We start from the raw sequence: 19,638 nt of genomic DNA, 5'->3' as shown, positions 1-19,638 counted from the left end.
ATCCTTTTCAATCGTTCGGGTCTGCTTCTACCCTACCTGGGGCGTGGTGAGTTCCGTGTATATGCCCAGCAGTTCTTCGGCCACGTCACGCTCGGTGGGAAGTGCGACTCCGCGGGTCCGGGCGCGTGCCCCGAGTTCGGCGCGGCGGGCCGGATCGGCGGCGAGTTCGCCGAGGGCCAGTGCCAGTGCCCGGTCGTCATCGGCGGGCACGAGGATGCCGGCATCGCCGATGAGTCCGGGCGTGCCGCCGGTGGCGGTGGCGACGATCGCCTGCCCGGAGATGAGGGCCTCCTGGAGCACGAGGGCGCGGGCCTCCCACACGCTGGTGAGCACGGAGACGTCGGCGGCGGCGTTGAGTTCGGCGATGTCGGATCGCGGGCCCAGGAAATGCAGCGGCACACTCGCCGAGGTGGTTGTCAGTTCCGCGTACTGCGTGCGGACTTCGGCAAGGACCGCATCGTCCGCGGCTCCCGCAATGAGGACGACAAGCGGGCTGGGCGCTGCGTCGGTTCGGTCCGTGCCGGGGTCGGTTCGGTCCCTGCCGGCGTCAGTTCGCCGGGTGCCCGGGCCCGGGTTCGCGTCATTCCCGGCGCCGAGGCGGTCCTGCCCGAGGTGTCCGAGTGCGCGGACGAGCATCGGGTAGTTCTTCTGCGGGGCGACTCGGCCGACGGCCAGGACGATGACCGCTCCTTCGTCGAAGCCGTATTCGCTGGCCAGCGCCGCACGGGTGGCTTGGGCCGCCTCGGCGTCGATGGTCGTCACCTCTGGTGCAGCAGCGGGCAGGAAGCGGGCATCACGCGCGCCGAGTTCGCGGGCACGGTCGACGAGGTCCTGGCTGGCGCCGAGGGTGAGGTCGGCCCCGCGGGCGAGCAGGGTTTCGATCCTCGTCTCCACCCGCCCGCGCAGGCCCTGTCCGCTGGCCTGGTTGTGGAGGCTGAGGATGAAGAGAGGGCGCGGGCTCAGCCGGCGCAAGCCGAGGTGAGTGATGAGTCCGGCGCGGAAACCGTGGGCATGGACGATCTCGGCGTCGAAGCTGCGCACAAGCGTGGTCAGGCGGCGGACGAGGATCGCGTCCTTGGGCCCGATCCCGGTGCCCATCTCGAGGGAGGCGAAGCGGACCCCGGGCAGGGCGGAGAAGCCGAAGTGGGCGTCGGTGGCGGCGGGGCCGACGACCCCGATCTCATGGCCGGTCGCACCGAGCTCGCGGGCCAGTGCCCGCACATGGGTGCCGACTCCCCCGCTGGAGGTTCCGATCACATAGACGATTCTCATGACTCATCCTCCCTGTCCGACGGTGGTGTCTCACGGTTCGAGGTGGGCGTCCCGCCTCCCGCTGCGCTGCCTGCGGCACCGGCGCCTGCCGACACGGAATCGTCCGGGCTCGCGCCTCGACGTCCGGCAAGAACACCGCGGACCTCACCGAGGTAGCCGCGGTCGAGGATGAGGACGATAACGGCGAAGATCGCGCAGCCGAGCAGAGCAGAGGCGATGCCGTTGGCCACGGCGGCCAAGGCTCCGGTGTCGAGCATCGAACCCAGCCACCGGGAGGCCAGCACCCCGGCCACCGACCCGACGACGGCGGCGGCGATCGAGACCGCTGCGCGGCGTCCGACGCGGGCGAGACCTGCGGACCCGAGCACACGACGCATCGAGATGAGCAGGGACATTCCGGCCACGGTCATGCCCACGGCGTAGCCGATGCAGATGGACACGAGCGTCAGACCGGCATCGCCCTCGGCTCCGGTGAGAAGGATCGCGAGGATCATGCCGACGATGACGAGGACCCAGCCGACCGTCGTCGCGGTCGCCGAATGGCGGGAGCGCTCCATGGCGTAGAACACGCGTGTGCCCCAAGCGACGAAGGACCAGCCGGGCACGGCCAGCGCCATGACGATGATGGCCTGACTCATCGAGGCGAACGGCGCTCCCTGATGCCCTTTGGCTGCGTCGATGGCGGTGAAGAAGGTCTGCAGGGGGCCCGAGGCGGAGATGAGGATGAGTGCCCCGAGGAATCCGATCGTGATGATCAGCGCCGTGGTCGTCGAAGTCATCTGACGCAGCTTCACGCCCGCTGCGGCACGGTCGGCCTCGGTCGCCTCGGGGTCCTTGGCCCGTCCCACCCAGCTCGAGAGCGACGGGAAAGTGACGGTAGCGACGGTCACCGCGAGCACTCCGTAGGGCAACAGGTAGACGGCGTTGATGTAGCTGAAGAGGACGAAGGTGCCTTCACCGCCGGAGTGGTTCGACACGAGGATGGTGGCCAGCATGGACCCCTGCTGAGCCAGCAGTGCCGCCATGCCTGCACCGGCCAGGCGCAGGGCCCGGTGGGCAACCCCCGGAGGAAAGGAGCAGGTGGGTCGAATCCGCAGGCCGGTCGAGCGCATCGGCAGCGCAAGCGGCAGGGCTAGGGCGGCGACGCCGATCGTCGTGCCCCACCCGAGCCAGCCGATATGGGTCTGCCAGGTCCCGTCTGTGCCGCCCGCCTGCCAATAGGCCACATAGCAGCCGATGACGACGAGGCTCGAAAGCAGTGGAGCGAAGGCGGGCCAGAGGAACTTCCGGTGGGCCTGCAACACGCCGGTGAGCACGGCGCCGATGCCATAGAGGACGAGCTGCGGGGAGAACATGAGCAGGAAGACGACGGTCGCCTCGAGCTGAGCCGACTTGTGCGGGTCGGTACCGGTGAGCAGGGCCGCGATCGGATGGGCAAAGACCGCGAGGATGATGCTCAGCGGCAGGGTGACCGACACCGCCCAGGTGAGCAGGCCCGAGGCGATTCGGCCTGCCGTGGCCTTGTCGGATCGGGCCAGCGGGATAGCGAGGAGCGGAATGACCGCCCCAGCCAACGCTCCGCCGGCGACGACCTCGAAGAGGATGTTGGGTACGAGGTTGGCCGACTGGTAGGCCGAGCCCACCGTGCCGGCGCCGACGGTGGGTGAGAACACCAGCCACCGCAGAAACCCGACGAGCCGGGTGATCAGAGTGATCACCGATACGAGCAGCGCCGCGGAGGCGAAGACTCGAACGAGCTTGCTCACACGACCTCGCGACCGAAGGCGTCGATCTCGCGCAGTCCGGGTGTGGACTCGATGACGGAGGTGAAGGACACCTTCTCGGACAGCAGGGTGAGACCGACGAGCACGGCGAGGATCGCGGCCCGCTGCTTCGGGCTCGCGGTCTCCGAGAGCACGGTACCGATGGCAGCGCCCAGAGCGTTGGCGCCGGTGTCGCCGAGCATGATCTCCCCGTCGAGGTCGTCAGCCCAGGCGGCAGCGGAGGATCCGGCGATGGCGGCCGCGGGTGCCCAGGAGATGCGGCGCTCATGGTCGGTGAAGGCGAGTGTGAGCAGGCCGGCCTTCAGGGCCCGGCCCGGTCGCAGGTCGAGGAGGTTGAATAGGTTCGCGGTTCCCGCGATGACTCCCCCAGTGACGATGATGTCGCCGGCCGTAGACAGCCACGAGTCGTGTTCGGGCTGGTGGCCCAGGCCGAGCACTCCGTGCTTGCGGGTGCCGGTGCGCAGGATCGCGGCGGCCGCGAGCGAAGCCAGCGGGATGCCGGTGACCTTGATCGCCCCGGTGGTGATCTCACCGTGGGCCAGCGCGGAAAGGTGCCCGCGCAGTCCCTTGGAGTCTCCGGATTCGAGGAAGTCATCGACGCCTCCGAGTCCTCCGGCCACGGCGGTGGCCAGCAGGGTGGCCGCACGCTGGCGGGGGTCTTCGATGAGCACGCTGCCGGCGAGGAGTCCCGCGGTCACGGCGGGGCCTTCGACGAGGGAGACATCGTTGCCGGCGTGGTTGGTGCGCACGACCTTCTCATGCCTCCGCAGCTTCGAGGACAGCACGGCCTTCGTCACCGCAAAGCCGGCGAGGCCCGCGACGGCGGAGCTGACGATCGAGCGGATCATTTCTCGTCTCCCTCATCGGTCTTGTTCGGCATGATCTCCTCGGCGTCATCGGAGAACCCGTAGTGACCGTGGCTTCCGTTCTCCCCGGCAGCCAGGGCACGGACCGTGATCACGGGGCCGGCGCCGAGGCCGAGGCCATCGACGGTCGAGGCTCGTGACTTCTCGGTGCGCAGCACGTTGACGAGTCCGTTCTGCGCGGATCCGGCGTCACCGGCCACGACCACTGACTTCGACTCCGAGGTCAGGGTATTGATGAAGTCGGTGACGAGGGTGCGGGTGGCCTTGTCGTCGGTCGCCTCGGGGCTCGGCTTCGTCTCCTCGGCCAGCGTCGAGTTCTCATCGTCGATGACAGCGAAGAGCTGCGTCGTCTTATGATCGGTGTCCGTGCGCAGGCGACCGGAGTCGATGAAGGCATCGTAGAGTTTCGTGGAGTTCTTCTCCGCGTCCTCACGGTCCTTCTCGTCTTCGAGCATCGAGGCCTTGCCGGTCAGTGCGATGACGAGTGCCGCCCGGATCGCCGTGGAGTCGTCCTCGGGCAGGTTCGGCACGATGTCGCGGAGGGTGGAGAGGAAGTCCGCGGAGTCCTCGAGGTTGAGCGTGTTGTCGACGAAGGCGACGTCGCCGCCGATGCTCGCCCCGGCTTCCTTGATCCGGTTGCTGACCTCTTCGACCTGCTCGGCATCGGCATCCGGGGCGGCGATGATGCCGACCTCTTGGTCCTTGAGGGTGTCGCCGATGAGTTCGGGAGCCGCCGAGGTGATGAAGTCGTTCTGCTTGTCAATGTTGCCGCCCGCGGCATCGAGCTTCGCGCGCAGGTCGTCACGGTCGGAGCGCAGGGCGTCGACCTGACTCTGCAGGGACTCCCCGATCGGCTCCTTGAGCGGACCAGCACCGAGGACGATGCCGACGGCCAGGGCGAGGAACACCGAGACGAGGGAGACGAGGTGGTAACGGAAATCAATCACTGGTCAATCCTTGGATGAGGCCGGCGGATTCTGCACTGGCGGCCGGGTCTCCTCCGAAGAGGGACCCGATCCACCCGAAGACGCCGTCGAGTTGGGCTCCGATGAGCCCGAGGAAGGTCTGTCCCGCGGAGGTCGCGAACAGGGCCACGCCGAGGGCGACGAGGCCGGCGATGATGAGCACGCTCAGCTGCAGGCTGGAGATGCGCTGCCGGTAGAGCAGGGACACGCCTTTGGCGTCGATGAGCTTCGAGCCCACACGCAGGCGGGTGATGAAGGTCGAGGCCATGCCTTTGCGTCCCTTATCGAGGAACTCCATGACGGTGTCGTGGGTGCCCACGGCCACGATGAGGTCAGCGCCTTTGTCATCGGCGAGGAGCATCGCGATGTCCTCGCTGGTGCCGGAGGCTGCGAAGGCGACGCATTCGACGCCGAGGGAATGGACGCGTTCGGTGCCCGGGGCGTTGCCGTCCCGGTAGGCGTGGACGACGATCTCGGCACCGGAGGTCAGAGCCGTATCGGACACCGAGTCCATGTCGCCGACGATCATGTCGGGTTTGTAGCCGGCTTCGATGATCGCATCGGCTCCGCCGTCGACGCCGATGAGGATCGGACGGTACTCACGGATGTAGGAGGCGAGGATCGCGAGGTCCTCTTTGTAGTGGTAGCCGCGGACGACGATGAGGACGTGTCGGCCTTCGAACTTCGTGGCCACCTCGGGGACGACGAGTTCGGCCGAGAGCAGATCGGAGTCCTTGCGGATGTACTCGATCGTGTTGTCGACGAAGTCGACGAGCACGGAGTTCATGCCGGCCTCGGCCTCGTGCATGTCGGCGGCGATCGATTCCTCGGTCTGCCGGATGCCGGTGGCCACGGTCTCTCCGTCGAGGAGGACCGCCTCGCCCTCGACGGTGATCTCCTGGTTCTCCTCGATCAGCTCGAAGATCTCTGCACCGGTGGCGTCGATGAGGGGGATTCCGGCGTCGACGATGATCCCCGGGCCGAGGTTCGGGTACCGACCGGAGATGGATTTGTCCGCGTTGATGACCGCGACGGGTCGGCAGGCCACGAGGGCTTCGGCGGAGATCCGGTCGATGTCCGCGTGTTTGATGATCGCGATGTCGCCGGCGCTCAGACGCTTGGTGAGGTCCTTGGTTCGCCGATCGAGTCTGGCAGGAGCCGGGCCCGACCGGGTGGGAACAGTGGGGTTCTCCCGAGTTCTACGCACTTTCATGGTTCAGCCATTCTCTCATGCGCGGCTGCCCGCCCCGGTCTTGACCTGCCGGGCGGAGTCGAGGAGTTCGGCCGCGTGGGCCTTCGCCGAGGCGGAGTCCTCCATTCCGGCGAGCATCCGGGAGAGTTCGACGACCCGTTCGTCATCGTCAAGTTCCGTGACTCCCGAGCGGACGGTCTCGGCGTCATCGTCCTTGACGATGTGGACGTGCGTGTCCGCCCAGGCGGCGACCTGCGGAAGGTGGGTGACGACGATGACCTGGGCGCCCTGGGCGAGCTTGGCCAGCCTCCGGCCGATCTCCACGGCCGCCTTGCCGCCCACCCCGGCGTCGACCTCGTCGAAGACGTAGGTGGGGATGGATTCGCTTTCGGCGCGGACGACTTCGATGGCGAGCATGACGCGGGAGAGCTCACCGCCGCTGGCGACCTTGCCGATGTCATCGGGGGTCGAGGATTCGTGGGCGGCGAAGGTCAGACGCACGTCGTCGCAGCCGTGGGCGGCGGGTTCGCGGTCGGTGATTTCGAAGGTCACGGAGGCCTTGGGCATGGACAGGGCAGCCAGTTCGGTGCTCACGGCTTCCGAGAACGACCGGGCCGTGCTCGTGCGGATCTCGGTCAGCGCCGCCCCGGCGGCTTCCATGGCCTCCCGGGCTTTGCCCAGTTCGGCGTCGAGGCCGTCGAGATCGCGGTCCTCGGCTTCGAGTTCTGAGAGTTCGGCCGCGGAGCGGGTCTCGAAGTCGAGGACTTCGGCCACGTCCTGACCGTAGGGGGCCAGCGATCCGAGTTCGGCGCGGCGGGCTTCGGTCTCCTCGAGCGAGGTCTCCCCCAGTTCGTCGAAGCCGGAGAGGTAGGAGCTGAGCTCAGCGGCGGAGTCCGAGAGTCGCAGCACCGCATCGGAGAGGGTCTCGCGGATGGTGACCAGTTCCGGATCAGATCCTTCGACGTCGGACACTGCGCTGATGGCCTGGTGGACGAGATCGACCGCGGCGCCGGCGTCGTCGAGTTCGCCGCCGAGGAGGAGGTCGTGGGCGGTGCCCACAGCCCGGGTGATCTCTGCCGCGGCACCGAGCTTCGCGGCCTGCGCGGTCAGGGTCTCGTCCTCGCCGGGCTGGGGGCGGACGGCGTCGATGGCTTCGAGGCAGCCGCGCAGCCACAGGATCCGCTCCCGGCGGGCCGCGGTGGAGTCCTTGATTCGGGAGACTCTGGCCTCGGTCTCCTGCCAGGTGTCGAAGGCGGTGCGATAACGGCCGGCCACCTCGGCGAGGGCCTGTCCCCCGGCGGCGTCAAGGAGCTGGCGCTGTTGGGCGGCGCCCTTGAGTCCGAGCTGTTCGGACTGGCCGTGGAGGGTGATGAGCTCATCGGCGATGTCGGTGAGCACGGAGATCGGCACGGTGCGCCCGCCTGCGGTGGCCCGGGCCCGGCCCTTGGTCGCGACGGTGCGGGAGATGATCGCTTCTTCGTCGACGCTGCCGCCGGCCTCTTCGATGCGGGTACGCACCGCCTCGGTGACCTCGGAGAAGATGCCTTCGACCTCGGCCTTCTCCGCGCCCTTGCGGACGACCCCGGAGCCGACTTTGCGGCCCATGAGCAGGGACAGGGCGGAGACGAACATGGTCTTGCCGGCACCGGTCTCACCGGTGACGACGGTGAAGCCGGTGGATAGTTCGACCTCGGCTTCGGCGATCACGCCGAGGTGGGAGATGCGCAGCTCAGAGATCATCCGTGTCTCCTCTCCTGCTTCCCGCCTCCTCGATCGGTCCCTTCCAGCCGGAGACGGGCAGGCGGAACTTCGCGACGAGTCGGTCGGTGAAGGGGCCGGTGTGCAGGCGGGCGAGTTTGATCGGCGATTCGGAGCGGCGGGCTTCGATGCGGGCACCGGCGGGCAGTTCCATGGCGCGGCGTCCGTCGCACCACAGGACCGCGGAGAAGTCGGGGTTGGTTTGGGAGATCTCCACGCCGAGGCGGGAGTTCGGGCCGACGACGAGAGGTTCGGCGAACAGGGCGTGGGCGGAGATGGGCACGAGGAGGAGGGCCTCGACCTCGGGCCAGACGATGGGGCCGCCGGCGGAGAAGGAGTAGGCCGTCGACCCGGTCGGGGTGGCGAGGATGACGCCGTCACAGCCGAAGGAGGACACGGGACGGGAGTCGACACCGAGCACGACGTCGATCATCCGGGACTTCGTAGTCTTCTCCACTGTCGCCTCGTTGAGCGCCCAGGCGTTGAAGATGTTCTCCCCTTCGTGCCACACGGACACGTCGAGGGCGAGACGTTCCTCCACGAGGTAGTCGCGTTGGGATGCCCGGTGGACCGCCTCGGCGAGGTCTTCCCTTTCGCTTTCGGCGAGGAAGCCGACATGGCCGAGGTTGACGCCCATGAGCGGGACACCTGAGCCGTGGAAGCGTTCGGCCGCGCGAAGGATGGTGCCGTCGCCGCCGAGGACGATGACGAGTTCGCATTCGGACTTCCAGGTAGCCAGCTGGGAGGGGGCGATGACCACGCAGCGGTGCAGCAGGCTCTGTTCGAAGTCGGCCCGCGAGCTGCGGGTGCCGATGTCGACGACCTCTTCGTCGAGGACGACGGGGGTGATTCCGTCGTCGAGGAGAGCCTTGAACACGCTCACCGCGGCGATGGCCGATTCTTCGCGCTGGGGGTGCAGGAGCACCATGATGTGCCGGGTCATGCCTCTCCTCTCATCAGTGTCTCCAGGTGGCCGGGGATGTCCGCTTCGCTGAGCCTATCGGAATCGGTGCCGGTTCTGCCTGGTCGAACACGCAGGAAATACTCCCGGTTCCCACTGGGTCCGGGCAGCGGTGAGGGGGCTAAGTCGATGACCCGGGCGTCGTGCTCGGCGACGGCGGCGATGACCGAGTCGAGGGCGCGGCGGCGGTTCTTCGCCTCGGTGACGACCCCGTGTTTGTCCAGCGAGGCTCGGGCGAGTTCGAACTGGGGTTTGACCATGAGGAGGAGTTCCCCGGTGGTCGCCGCGAGCAGGGGTTCCAGCAGCAGTCGCAGGGAGATGAAGGACACATCGGCGACGACGAGGTCGACCTGCGGGACGTCGGAGGCGCCGAGTTCGCGGAGGTTGAGTCCCTCGCGCACGTGCACGCGCGGATCGGTACGCAGGGAAGGCGCGAGCTGGTCGTGGCCGACGTCGACGGCCCAGACCTCGGTGACACCGTGGTGGAGGAGGACTTGGGTGAAGCCTCCGGTGGAGGCGCCGGCGTCGAGTGCGGTGAGGCCGGTCAGCGATCCGGTCATCTCGAAGCTTTCGAGGGCGCCGAGGAGTTTGTGGGCGCTACGGGCGACCCAGGGGTCGGGTTCGGTGACGATGAGGTCGTCGGAGTCGGCGACGTCGTGGGCGGGTTTCGTCACGGTGGTGCCGTTGATGCTCACGCGTCCGGCGGCGATCTCGCGGGCCGCGCGGGAACGGGAGTTGACGAGTCCTCGGTCGACGAGTTCCCGGTCGAGCCTGCTCACAAGGAGCCCACCTGCGAGTCGAGTTCGTCGAGGAGGGCGCTCAGGTGTTCGTGACGTTCGGCGGCCGGGGCTTCCTTGGCTTCAGCGAGGCCGGCCCGCCAAGTTTCGACGGGCACATCTCCGGCCACCGAGGCGGGGGTAGGTGCCGGTCCGGGGGCCGGCGTTTGTCCGGGGGGCAGAGTCGGCGTCGGTCCGGGAGTAGATGTTTGTCCGGGCGTGGGCGTGGGGTCAGTCATCGATCCTCCGGGGCAGCGTGTCGAGGTCCACGAGGTCGGCGACGTCCGCGTGTTCGTCCGCGTCGATCGCCTCCCATGCCGTGCGCAGTTCGGCTTCGATGCGTGCCGGTTCGTCTCGGTCCCCGCCGGTGATGAGGGGTTCGAGGCCGCGCAGGCTCGGCAGAATGTAGGTGGGGCGAAGTTTCTCGGGTGCGCGGAGTGCATCGTAGATGTCATGGACGCCGGTGAGGACGAGTGCGGTCTCGTAGCCTGCCGCGTTGCCGCCTTCGATGTCGGTTTCGAGCCGGTCGCCGACCATGAGCGGTCGCCGGGCGCCGAGGCGGGTGGCCGCGTACTCCATCATGTGGGGCGAGGGTTTGCCGACGATCGTCGGTTCCCGTCCGGTGAGTCGGGAGATCATGTCGATGAATGCACCGTTGCCGGGGACTTTGCTGCGGCGGCCGATGAGCGAGTAATCGGGATTGCTCGCCCACCATTCGAGTCCGGTCTCGATCGCTTCGCACACGGCAACGATTGCGCGGTAGTCGATGTCGGGGTCGAGCCCCTGGGCGATGGCGACGGGGTCGTCATCGAGTGAGCGGGTGATGCGGAGGCCCGCCGTTTCGAGTGCGGCGGACAGGCCGGTCGTGCCGACGAGGTAGATGAGGGCTCCGGCACCGAACTTCTGCAGCAGGGAGTCGGCGAGCACCTGCGCCGAGGTGGTCACCTCGGACTCGTCGGTGCTCACACCCAGCTCGGTGATGTGGGCGGCGACCACCTCGGCGGTTCGGGTGGCGTTGTTGGTCACATAGTTGACAGGGATCGACTGCTCGCGGAGCCAGTTGATGCCCTCGACGGCGCCGGGAATCGGCTCGGGGCCGTGGTAGACGACGCCGTCGAGGTCGAACAGCACACAGTCGATCTGCCCGCCCGGGGTCTCGGGCGTGCTGGTGGCTGCGGGTGCATGCTCGGCGGTGCTGGTCACTGCTCTGCGTCGGCCTCGCTCTCGCCCGTCTTGGCAGCGAAGTCGGTGGCTGCGTCGTCGGCGCGTTCGGCCTCGGCGAGGATTTCGTCGAGTTCGGCTTCGATCTCGTCATCGGAGACCTTGACCGACTTGAGTTCCTTTTCGGAGACATGAGTCTTCGACGCTTTCGGAGCCTCTGCATGCGGTGCTTCGGCCTCGTCCGAGCCGTCCTCAGCTACGTCCGAAGGTTCGTCAACGTCGTCAGTGGCTTCCTCGACATCGTCGGATGCTTCTTCGGTGTCGTCCGAAGTTTCCTCAACATCGTCCGCGTCTTCGGTGTCGTCCGAAGTTTCCTCGACATCGTCAAAGGCCTCGTCGTCGGCCTCGTCGGCTTCCTCGACCTCGTCGGGGATCTCCTCGACGGTTTCGATCTCGATGCCGAGGTTCGGGTCGGGCTCTTCGTCGCCGAAGAGGGTGCCGGTGGCCTTCGCGGTCCGTCGGGACAGCTCTTCGTACTTGTCGGCCTGCTCGCTTTCGCCGTGGAGGCGCAACACCTCGGCGTAGGCGGACATCAGTCGGACGAGTGCGCCGCTGGGCTTCTGAGTGAAGTCCTCGGCTTCGATGAGTCGGCGCGCTCCAGGCAGATCCTCGAGGTCGGACTTCGCACCGGCAGCGACGATGACGAGCTCGGTGCGGGTATCGTTGTCGAGGTCGAGCTCGGCCGCCGAGGCGTGGAGTTCGAGAGCCTTCTCCGGCTTGCCGCGTCCACGCTCCGCATCGGCGATGAGGGCGATGTTCTCGTTGGAGCCGGAGATGCGCCGGTGGGTGCGCAGCTCACGGACGGCCTCATCGTAGTCTTCGACGTAGTAGGCGGCGATGCCGAGTGCCTCACGGACGACCGCAACTCGGCCGGCGCGGGCCATGGCGGCCTTCGCATGTTCATGGGCGCGTTCGGGATCGAGGTCGAGCAGGCCGCCGGCGGCGACAAGGTGCTTGGACACCATCGCCGCGTTCTCCTTGTCGAGGGAGCGCAGCTGACCGCGGATCTCCTTGTCGAGTTCCTGACCGGTGACGCCTTCGGGGATCTCAGGTTCCTGGATGCGCGGACGACGAGCGCGCTGCTCGCGTGCGTAGTCACCGGTGTCCGTCTTGCGCGATGCGCGACGGTCGTTGTTCCGGTCGGCTCCACCGCGGTCGCGGCCGCCTCGATCTCCGCGGTTGTCATCGCGGTTACGGTCCCCCCGGAATCCACCGCGGCGATCATCATCACGATTGCGGTTGCCCTGGTAGCCACCGCGACGATCATCGTCGTTGCGACGGTTGCCCTGGTACCCACCTCGGCGATCATCATCACGGTTGCGATCCCCACGGAACCCGCCACGGCGATCATCGTCGTTCCGGCGATTGCCCTGGTAGCCACCACGGTTATCATCGCGATTGCGATCCCCGCGGAAACCACCGCGACGGTCATCATCGTTGCGACGGCTCCCTTGATACCCGCCGCGACGGTCACCGTCACGGTTGCGGTCTCCGCCGAATCCACCTCGGCGCTCATCGTCGTTGCGACGATTACCCCGGTACCCACCGCGGTTGTCATCGTCGTTCCGACGGTTCCCCTGGTACCCACCACGACGGTCATCATCGTTCCGACGATTGCCCTGGTAACCACCACGACGATCATCGTCATTACGACGATTTCCTTGATACCCGCCACGACGATCATCGTCATTGCGACGATTCCCCTGGTAGCCGCCCCGGCGATCGTCACGGCGATCGGAGTGACGTGGCCCGCGGTCATCCCGCGACTGGCGGGAATCCTGACGGCTGCGATTGCTGTCGCGATCTGAGCGATGACCGCCTTCGGAGCGGCGGTTGTGCTGACTGTCTCGCGAATCCCCTTGGGCCACGATTCTCCCTATAAAGACTTTTCAATGCTTCCGATCCATTCTAGTGCACAGGCACCCTCAATGCCCTGTGGTCGGGACCACGTCACCACACCGCCGCAGCACACCGGTCTCAGGCCCCGGAACACTCCCGGACCGCCGCTCACCTGCTCTGTTAGAATCAGGGCGAATCGGACGGAACTCTCGACTGTGAATCACATCGGCTCGGCGGCACGGCATCACTCCCCGCCTCAAGCAGCAGAGGACGCATGAACCCTGACGTGGAAGAACCACTTGCGGCAGATGAAAACCTCCGCATTTCCGCGTGCCTATCTTCATTCCCTTCAACAGCCGATCACTTTCCCGACATCGCATCGGCAATAAGACGATTCACAGCAAATCATCTTGCGCCGATTCCCAGTTCCTCGAACCCGAATCCGCTCACACCCATAACACCCTCTCAAGAGAAATGTGACTGGATTCATTCGATTGCGCATTCGGCCCCCGGATTCGCCTATCGTGATTCCCGGAACCGAATTCAGCGGCCTCGCACACGGACCCTCCGGCCCTATGCACGCCGTGATGACAGGACCCTCACCCACTAGGAACAGGAGACATCGTGCCCAACACACTCTTCATCGATGGAAAGTGGGTCTCGGCCCAGAATGGTGGGACCAGGGAGATCCGCAACCCCGCCGACAAGAGCTTCGTCGCCGAGGTGGACGAGGCCAGCCCGGCCGACACCGAACTCGCGATCGCCGCCGCCCGACGTGCCTTCGACTCCGGCGTCTGGTCCTCGGTGCCCACCAGCGAACGCGGTGACCTGCTGCTCAAGTTCGCCGCCACCCTGCGTGAGCGCAAGGACGAGTTCGCCCGTGCCGAATCCCTCGACACCGGCAAGCGCTTCATCGAATCGCAGATCGACATGGACGACATCGCGAACTGCTTCGACTACTTCGGCAAACTCGCCGCCAACAATGCCGGCCGCGTCGTCGACGCCGGCACGGACACCGTGGCATCAAAGATCGTCCACGAACCCGTCGGCGTGTGCGCGCTCATCACCCCGTGGAACTACCCGCTGCTGCAGGCCGCGTGGAAGATCGCTCCCTGCCTGGCCGCCGGCAACACCTTCATCCTCAAGCCGGCCGAACTCACCCCGCACACCGCGATACTCACGATGCAGGTCCTCGAGGAGCTCGGACTGCCGGCCGGAGTCGGCAACCTCATCCTCGGTGCGGGCGCCGATGCCGGTGCTCCCCTGTCGACGCACGATGACATCGACATGGTCTCCTTCACCGGCGGCCTGATCACCGGACGACTGCTCGCGAAGAACGCTGCGGCCACGGTGAAGAAGATCGCCCTCGAACTCGGCGGCAAGAACCCCAACGTCGTCTTCGCCGATGCTGACTTCGATGCGGCCGTGGACAATGCGCTCAACGCCGCCTTCGTCCACTCCGGCCAGGTCTGCTCCGCCGGAGCCCGCCTCATCGTCGAAGACTCGATCGCCGAGGAATTCGTCGACCGCCTCGTCGAGCGTGCCCAGCAGATCCGCCTCGGCGGGCCCTTCGATGACAACGCCGAGTCCGGTCCCCTGATCTCCGCAGCCCACCGCGACAAGGTCACCGCCTATGTCGAGAAGGGCATCGCCGAAGGCGCACGCCTGCGCTGCGGCGGCACGTGGGGCGAGGGCGAACTCGAAGCCGGCTACTACTACCTGCCGACCGTGCTCGACCAGGTCAAGCGGGGAATGTCCGTGGTCGTCGACGAGGCCTTCGGTCCCGTCGTCACCGTCGAGACCTTCTCCACCGTCGATGAGGCCGTCGAGACCGCCAACGATACCTTCTACGGACTCGCCGGTGCCGTGTGGACCCAGGATGCGGGCAAATCGCAGCTCGTCGCCCAGCGCCTGCGCCACGGCACCATCTGGATCAACGACTTCCACCCCTACCTGCCGCAGGCCGAGTGGGGCGGGTACAAGCAGTCCGGCTTCGGCCGTGAGCTCGGGCCGACCGGTCTCGAGGAGTACCAGGAGTCCAAGCACATCTACCACAACCTCGAACCCGCCGTCACCGGTTGGTTCCCGGATCACACCAAGTAAGGAGACTTGAAACGTGAAGACTACCCACAGCTTTGACTACGTCGTCGTCGGCGGCGGTTCCGCAGGTGCCGCCGTTGCCGCCCGACTCAGCGAAGATCCAGAGGTCAGCGTCGGTCTCCTCGAGGCCGGTCCGACCGACGTCGACGAAGATGTCATCCTTCGCCTCAACCGCTGGATGGAACTCCTCGAATCCGGCTTCGACTGGGACTACCCCATCGAAGAGCAGGAACACGGCAACTCACACATGCGCCATGCCCGGGCCAAGGTCCTCGGCGGCTGTTCCTCCCACAACTCGTGCATCGCCTTCTGGGCGCCGAAGGAGGACCTCGACGACTGGGAGACCAAGCACGGGGCCGCCGGATGGGGTTCGAAGGACACCTTCGGTCTGTACAAGAAGCTCGAGAACAACGAGCTGCCCGGTGACCACCACGGCCACGACGGACCCGTGAGCCTGATGAACGTGCCCCCGGTCGATCCCTGCGGCATCGCGCTCCTCGACGCCTGCGAGCAGGCCGGGATCCCGCGCGTGCAGTTCAACGAGGGTCAGACCGTCATCAACGGTGCGAACTTCTTCCAGGTCAACCGCAAAGCCGACGGCACCCGCTCGTCGTCCTCGGTGTCCTACCTGCACCCGATCCTCGACCGTGAGAACCTCACGATCCTCACCGACACTCAGGCCAAGGAGCTCGAGTTCGACGAGAACGACAACTGCACCGGTGTGCACGTGGTCAACAACGCCTTCGGCCGGACCAACCGCATCGAGGCGAAGAAGGAAGTCATCGTCTCCGCTGGTGCGATCAACACCCCGCAGCTGCTCATGCTCTCGGGCATCGGCCCGAAGGACCACCTCGCCGAGGTGGGGCTCGAGGTCCGTGTGGATTCGCCGGGAGTCGGCGAGCACCTGGCCGACCACCCCGAGGGTGTCATCTCCTGGGAAGCCAAGCAGCCGATGGTCGAGGATTCGACCCAGTGGTGGGAGATCGGCATCTTCTCCCCCACCGAGGAGGGACTGGACCGTCCCGATCTCATGTTCCACTACGGTTCGGTGCCCTTCGACATGCACACCCTGCGCCAGGGCTACCCGACGGCGGAGAACACCTTCTGCCTGACTCCGAACGTCACGCATGCGAAGTCGCGCGGCACCGTGCGTCTGCGCTCGAAGGACTTCCGCGACAAGCCGAAGGTCGATCCCCGCTACTTCACCGATCCCGAAGGCCACGACATGCGCGTCATGGTCGCCGGCATCAAGAAGGCACGCGAGATCATCTCTCAGGATGCGATGCAGGAATGGGCCGGCCAGGAGCTGTTCCCCGGTGCCGATGTCCAGACCGACGAGCAGATCGCCGACTACATCGAGCGCACCCACAACACGGTCTACCACCCGGTGGGCACGACCCGGATGGGTGCCGCCGATGATGCGTCCTCGCCGCTGGATCCGCAGCTGCGAGTCAAGGGCGTGGGCCGTCTGCGCGTCGTCGACGCCTCGGCAATGCCGGAGATCACCACCGTCAACCCGAACATCACCGTGATGATGATGGGCGAGAAGTGTGCGGAGATGATCAAGTCCGGGCAGTGATGTCGCAGCGAACAGCTGTGAGGCAACAGCGAACAGCTGAGTAATTCGAGGGGCCGATGCGTTTACGCATCGGCCCTTCTGTCTGTCGGATTTCGCTGGTCGTGACCGAAAGTCCTTGACTCTGCCCCTAGGGCAACGTTTGTGATCGAAATAGACCCCGAGAAACGGACGAAAGGATCAGTCATGACAGGCACCAGCGTTTCACCCGGCAACAGCTCGCCGGCACTCACATCCCGTCCCTTTGGAACTCACCTGAAGATGCGGTGGTGGGTACCCGTGCTTCTGACGGTCATTGTCATCGTCGGAACCTACCTGTTCCAGACGGTGCTTCTCTCTGCCGCAGCGATGGTCGAAGTGGGAGTCTTCGACAAGGACCCGAATGATCCCTCGCTCACTCCTCTCACCTACCTTGCGCTCAATGCCTCGATCATCCTCATCGCTCCCCTGGCGGTTCTCGCCCTGCGGGCTCTCACCGGTGCCCGGTGGAGTGCGGTGATGGCCCTTGGACGACGATTCTCGATGCGCAGGCTCTTCGCGTACGCGGGTGTGTTCGCGATCCTCATGATCGCGCTCAACATCGTGGTCAACGCCGTCCACCCGGCGTCGGCTGATGGCTTCGCAGTCACCGGAGCAACGGTGGCTCTGCTCGTGATCATCGTCATCACGACTCCGCTCCAGTCAGCTGCCGAGGAGATCACGTTCCGCGGCGTCCTGATGACCTCGTACGGCTCATGGGCCCGATCGGCCAAGCTCGCGATGGTCATCGGTGTCAGTCTCTCGTCAGTGCTCTTCGCGACGCTGCATACCAGCGCTGACCCGTGGATGATCGTCAACTACCTCGGCCTCGGTGCGAGCACCGCGATCATCGCCGTGATCAGCCGCGGCCTCGAAGCCTCGATCGCCTACCATGCGATGAACAATGTGTTCGCCATGGCCATCGGATCGCTGTTCGCCTCGGGCGGCGGAATCGCCCAGGACCGTTCAGCCGGGGCGGCCGGACCGTATATGCTCCTGTTCGTCCTCGCCGAGGCGGTCGCGATCGTCATCGTCTGGCAGGTCGAGAAACGACGGACCGCACGCGCACGGGGCGTCAACCCCGAAGCCGATGCCGCCCGGAGCGCCGCTTAGAACCGTTCGTACCGCCAAGAGCGTGACAACTCGAAGAGGGCCGCCCCCAAGCAGGGGGCGGCCCTCCCAGGCGCGGTTTCTTGCATGACTTCAGCCGGCGTCGTCATCCTTGCCGCGGCTGCCGGTCCGCCCGGCCAGAGTCCCCCGTTTTGCCGGGTTTTTGTGGCGTGGCGCATCGACATAGGGATCACGGAACTTCGGTGCCGGTTCGACCGCCTCGGGCTTGGACACGAACTCTTCATCGTCGTCATACTCGTGGCCGAATTCGTCGTCATCGTCTTCACGACGTTCGACCTCTTCAGGCGGAAGCACCTTCTTCCAACGGCGCATCCGGACCCGAGGCAACTCGCCGGCGTCCTCACGAAGGGCACGCATAAGCGCATAGATCTGGAAATAGGCGATGACGAAGAACGGCAACCCGACAAGGATGATCGTCGACTGCAGTGCCTCAAGCCCTCCCGAACCGGAGAAGACAAGGAGTGCGGCGGTCACGACGGCGATCGCCAGTGCCCAGAAGATCCTCTGCGGCAGCGGGTTGAAGTCTTCGTGCCCGTTGTTCATCGTGTCGACGACGAGTGCGGCCGAGTCGACAGAGGTGACGAAGAAGATGATGACGAGGATGATCGCGATGATTGAGACCGGCACCGCGAGCGGATAGTGGTCGAGGAAGGCAAAGAGCGCACCGGGTACGTCACCCTCATCGACCACACGTTCGACAAGACCACCACCCTGATTGAGTTCGATATCGAAGGAGGCGTAGCCGAAGACGCCGAACCAGATGACCGAGAATGCCGAGGGGATCGCAAGCACACCGATGACGAACTGACGGATCGTCCGTCCCCGCGAGATGCGGGCGATGAAGATGCCGACGAAGGGCGACCACGTGATCGTCCACGCCCAATAGAAGACGGTCCACGTGTTCTGCCAGCCGGTATCGGCGAACGTGTCGTTCCAAAGGGCGAGTTCCGGCAGGGACTGAATGTAGGTGCCGAGGGATTCGAAGACACCTTTGGCCATGAATAATGTCGGGCCGACCACGACGACGAAGATGAGCAGCAGCACAGCCACAACGATGTTGAAGTTCGAAAGCACCTTGATGCCCTTGTCGAGGCCCAGAGAAACCGAGATCGTCGCGAGTCCGCAGACGACGCCGATGATGATGAGCTGCCACAGCGCATTCTCCGGAATCCCAAGGACCTGAGCGAGCCCGCCGTTGATCTGCAAGGTGCCGAGGCCGATCGACACGGCGATGCCGAAAACGGTGCCGATGATGGCGACGACGTCGATGAACTTCCCGATCGGACCATGGATCTTCTCACCGAGGATGGGCTGGAAGATCGAGCTCACGCGCGGAGGCAGGTTGCGCTTGTGGATGAAGTAGGCGAAGCACAGTGCCGGCAGCGTGAAGATCGTCCAAGTATGCAATGTGAAGTGGTAGTACGTGAAGTTCATCGCGTCGGTCGCGGCCGCGACGGTGCCCGGTTCGATGCCGAGGGACGCCCGTGGAGGATCCCCGAAGTGACTGACCGGCTCGGCAACTCCCCAGAACATGAGGATCGAGCCGATGCCAGCCGCGAAGAGCATCGAGAACCAGGCTCCGTTGGAGTGCTCGGGTGCCTCATTGTCGGGCCCGAGCTTGGCTCGCCCGTAGCGAGAAGCCGCGATGTAGATGAGGAAGACGAGGAATACGGTGACACCAAGGATGTAGAACCATCCGAGGTTCGTCAGCAGCCAGTCGGAGGCGGCGGAGACGCCGGAGTCCAGTTGATCGGTGAAGAAGATGGTCCCGAGGACGAAGAGGACGATGACGGCAGCAGATGAGAAGAAGATCGCGGGGTTTGTGCGCAGTCTCAGCACATCGTGCAATCGATCAAGCATGGGCAAAACCTTCCGTAGTGACGTGCCGCCCACCCTACAGAAGGTGCGCATGCATGGGGCAAACGCGGTTGTTACGAAGCGATAAAAATCAGGCAGGGCGGCCGACCACCTATCGGCGGCGCGCGAGCTACCTGTTGGCAGTTCACAGTCTGCGTAGGCACATGGACCGTGAATGCAGGGAAGGCCACCCCCGAATACCGGGGGTGGCCTTCCATCAAAGAATATTGCGGCAGTCACCTACTCTCCCACAACCACCAAGTTGCAGTACCATCAGCATGAAATGGGCTTAGCTACCGGGATCGGAACGGTTAACCGGGCG

General features: G+C 65.8%; 16 protein-coding genes. 4 read left to right on the top strand and 12 right to left on the bottom strand.

Annotated elements, in window-relative coordinates:
* Positions 1–27 precede the first annotated feature (27 nt).
* Genes ACH82I_RS00080 through ACH82I_RS00030 form a run of 11 tightly spaced genes read right to left on the bottom strand, consistent with a single transcriptional unit; the run spans position 28 to position 11,760 of the window.
* Positions 28–1,272 (bottom strand): glycosyltransferase family 4 protein, encoded by a 1,245-nt coding sequence (locus tag ACH82I_RS00080; protein ID WP_413334627.1) that lies wholly within the window; start codon positions 1,270–1,272, stop codon positions 28–30.
* The gene (gene murJ / locus ACH82I_RS00075; protein WP_413334625.1) at positions 1,269–3,038 is read right to left on the bottom strand and encodes a murein biosynthesis integral membrane protein MurJ; all 1,770 of its coding nucleotides are present in this window, start codon (positions 3,036–3,038) and stop codon (positions 1,269–1,271) included. The genes ACH82I_RS00080 and murJ overlap by 4 nt, the downstream gene beginning before the upstream one ends.
* The gene (locus ACH82I_RS00070; protein ID WP_413334622.1) at positions 3,035–3,904 is read right to left on the bottom strand and encodes a hypothetical protein; all 870 of its coding nucleotides are present in this window, start codon (positions 3,902–3,904) and stop codon (positions 3,035–3,037) included. The genes murJ and ACH82I_RS00070 overlap by 4 nt, the downstream gene beginning before the upstream one ends.
* Positions 3,901–4,869 (bottom strand): copper transporter, encoded by a 969-nt coding sequence (locus ACH82I_RS00065; protein ID WP_413334619.1) that lies wholly within the window; start codon positions 4,867–4,869, stop codon positions 3,901–3,903. The genes ACH82I_RS00070 and ACH82I_RS00065 overlap by 4 nt, the downstream gene beginning before the upstream one ends.
* Complete coding sequence (gene steA / locus ACH82I_RS00060) at positions 4,862–6,100, bottom strand: putative cytokinetic ring protein SteA (protein ID WP_413334616.1); 1,239 nt, start codon at positions 6,098–6,100, stop codon at positions 4,862–4,864. Before steA ends, ACH82I_RS00065 begins: the two co-directional genes overlap by 8 nt.
* Positions 6,101–6,115: 15 nt before the next feature.
* The gene (recN, locus tag ACH82I_RS00055) at positions 6,116–7,819 is read right to left on the bottom strand and encodes a DNA repair protein RecN (RefSeq protein WP_413334614.1); all 1,704 of its coding nucleotides are present in this window, start codon (positions 7,817–7,819) and stop codon (positions 6,116–6,118) included.
* A complete protein-coding gene (locus ACH82I_RS00050) occupies positions 7,809–8,780 on the bottom strand; it encodes an NAD kinase (protein WP_413334612.1) in 972 nt (323 codons plus the stop codon). The genes recN and ACH82I_RS00050 overlap by 11 nt, the downstream gene beginning before the upstream one ends.
* Positions 8,777–9,577 carry a TlyA family RNA methyltransferase gene (locus tag ACH82I_RS00045; RefSeq protein WP_413334610.1) on the bottom strand — a complete coding sequence of 267 codons (801 nt, stop codon included), beginning with the start codon at positions 9,575–9,577 and terminating at the stop codon, positions 8,777–8,779. The genes ACH82I_RS00050 and ACH82I_RS00045 overlap by 4 nt, the downstream gene beginning before the upstream one ends.
* Positions 9,574–9,813, bottom strand: a complete 240-nt coding sequence (locus ACH82I_RS00040) for a hypothetical protein (protein WP_413334608.1) — start codon at positions 9,811–9,813, stop codon at positions 9,574–9,576. The genes ACH82I_RS00045 and ACH82I_RS00040 overlap by 4 nt, the downstream gene beginning before the upstream one ends.
* Positions 9,806–10,777, bottom strand: coding sequence for an HAD-IIA family hydrolase (locus tag ACH82I_RS00035; protein WP_413334606.1), 972 nt, complete (start codon positions 10,775–10,777; stop codon positions 9,806–9,808). Before ACH82I_RS00035 ends, ACH82I_RS00040 begins: the two co-directional genes overlap by 8 nt.
* Positions 10,774–11,760 (bottom strand): hypothetical protein, encoded by a 987-nt coding sequence (locus tag ACH82I_RS00030; protein ID WP_413334604.1) that lies wholly within the window; start codon positions 11,758–11,760, stop codon positions 10,774–10,776. The genes ACH82I_RS00035 and ACH82I_RS00030 overlap by 4 nt, the downstream gene beginning before the upstream one ends.
* Between ACH82I_RS00030 and ACH82I_RS00025 the strand changes: the two genes are divergently transcribed.
* The 4 genes from ACH82I_RS00025 to ACH82I_RS00010 all read left to right on the top strand — a co-directional run bounded on the left by ACH82I_RS00025 (position 11,692) and on the right by ACH82I_RS00010 (position 17,441).
* A complete protein-coding gene (locus tag ACH82I_RS00025) occupies positions 11,692–12,603 on the top strand; it encodes a hypothetical protein (protein WP_413334602.1) in 912 nt (303 codons plus the stop codon). The genes ACH82I_RS00030 and ACH82I_RS00025 overlap by 69 nt on opposite strands.
* A gap of 655 nt (positions 12,604–13,258) precedes the next feature.
* Positions 13,259–14,737, top strand: coding sequence for an aldehyde dehydrogenase family protein (locus ACH82I_RS00020; protein ID WP_413334600.1), 1,479 nt, complete (start codon positions 13,259–13,261; stop codon positions 14,735–14,737).
* Between the two features lie 13 nt (positions 14,738–14,750).
* Entirely contained in the window at positions 14,751–16,313 is a 1,563-nt protein-coding gene (locus ACH82I_RS00015; protein WP_413334599.1) for a GMC family oxidoreductase, read from the top strand.
* Between the two features lie 276 nt (positions 16,314–16,589).
* Positions 16,590–17,441, top strand: a complete 852-nt coding sequence (locus ACH82I_RS00010; protein ID WP_413334597.1) for a CPBP family intramembrane glutamic endopeptidase — start codon at positions 16,590–16,592, stop codon at positions 17,439–17,441.
* A 90-nt stretch (positions 17,442–17,531) separates the two neighbouring features.
* On the opposite strand, the gene ACH82I_RS00005 is transcribed toward ACH82I_RS00010, so the two are convergent.
* A complete protein-coding gene (locus ACH82I_RS00005; protein ID WP_413334595.1) occupies positions 17,532–19,319 on the bottom strand; it encodes a BCCT family transporter in 1,788 nt (595 codons plus the stop codon).
* Positions 19,320–19,638: the final 319 nt, after the last annotated feature.

The sequence above is a fragment of the Brevibacterium sp. GP-SGM9 genome (genome assembly GCF_047300845.1).
GTDB lineage: Bacteria > Actinomycetota > Actinomycetes > Actinomycetales > Brevibacteriaceae > Brevibacterium.
This window is presented reverse-complemented; position numbering and strand designations above follow the sequence as displayed.

Excerpts from the sequence above, each read along its gene's own strand:
- ACH82I_RS00080 (WP_413334627.1), bottom strand. The coding sequence starts at position 1,272 with ATGAGAATCGTCTATGTGATCGGAACCTCCAGCGGGGGAGTCGGCACC.
- ACH82I_RS00070 (WP_413334622.1), bottom strand. The coding sequence starts at position 3,904 with ATGATCCGCTCGATCGTCAGCTCCGCCGTCGCGGGCCTCGCCGGCTTT.
- steA (WP_413334616.1), bottom strand. The coding sequence starts at position 6,100 with ATGAAAGTGCGTAGAACTCGGGAGAACCCCACTGTTCCCACCCGGTCG.
- recN (WP_413334614.1), bottom strand. The coding sequence starts at position 7,819 with ATGATCTCTGAGCTGCGCATCTCCCACCTCGGCGTGATCGCCGAAGCC.
- ACH82I_RS00050 (WP_413334612.1), bottom strand. The coding sequence starts at position 8,780 with ATGACCCGGCACATCATGGTGCTCCTGCACCCCCAGCGCGAAGAATCG.
- ACH82I_RS00040 (WP_413334608.1), bottom strand. The coding sequence starts at position 9,813 with ATGACTGACCCCACGCCCACGCCCGGACAAACATCTACTCCCGGACCG.
- ACH82I_RS00025 (WP_413334602.1), top strand. The coding sequence starts at position 11,692 with ATGTTCATGGGCGCGTTCGGGATCGAGGTCGAGCAGGCCGCCGGCGGC.
- ACH82I_RS00030 (WP_413334604.1), bottom strand. The coding sequence starts at position 11,760 with ATGGTGTCCAAGCACCTTGTCGCCGCCGGCGGCCTGCTCGACCTCGAT.
- ACH82I_RS00005 (WP_413334595.1), bottom strand. The coding sequence starts at position 19,319 with ATGCTTGATCGATTGCACGATGTGCTGAGACTGCGCACAAACCCCGCG.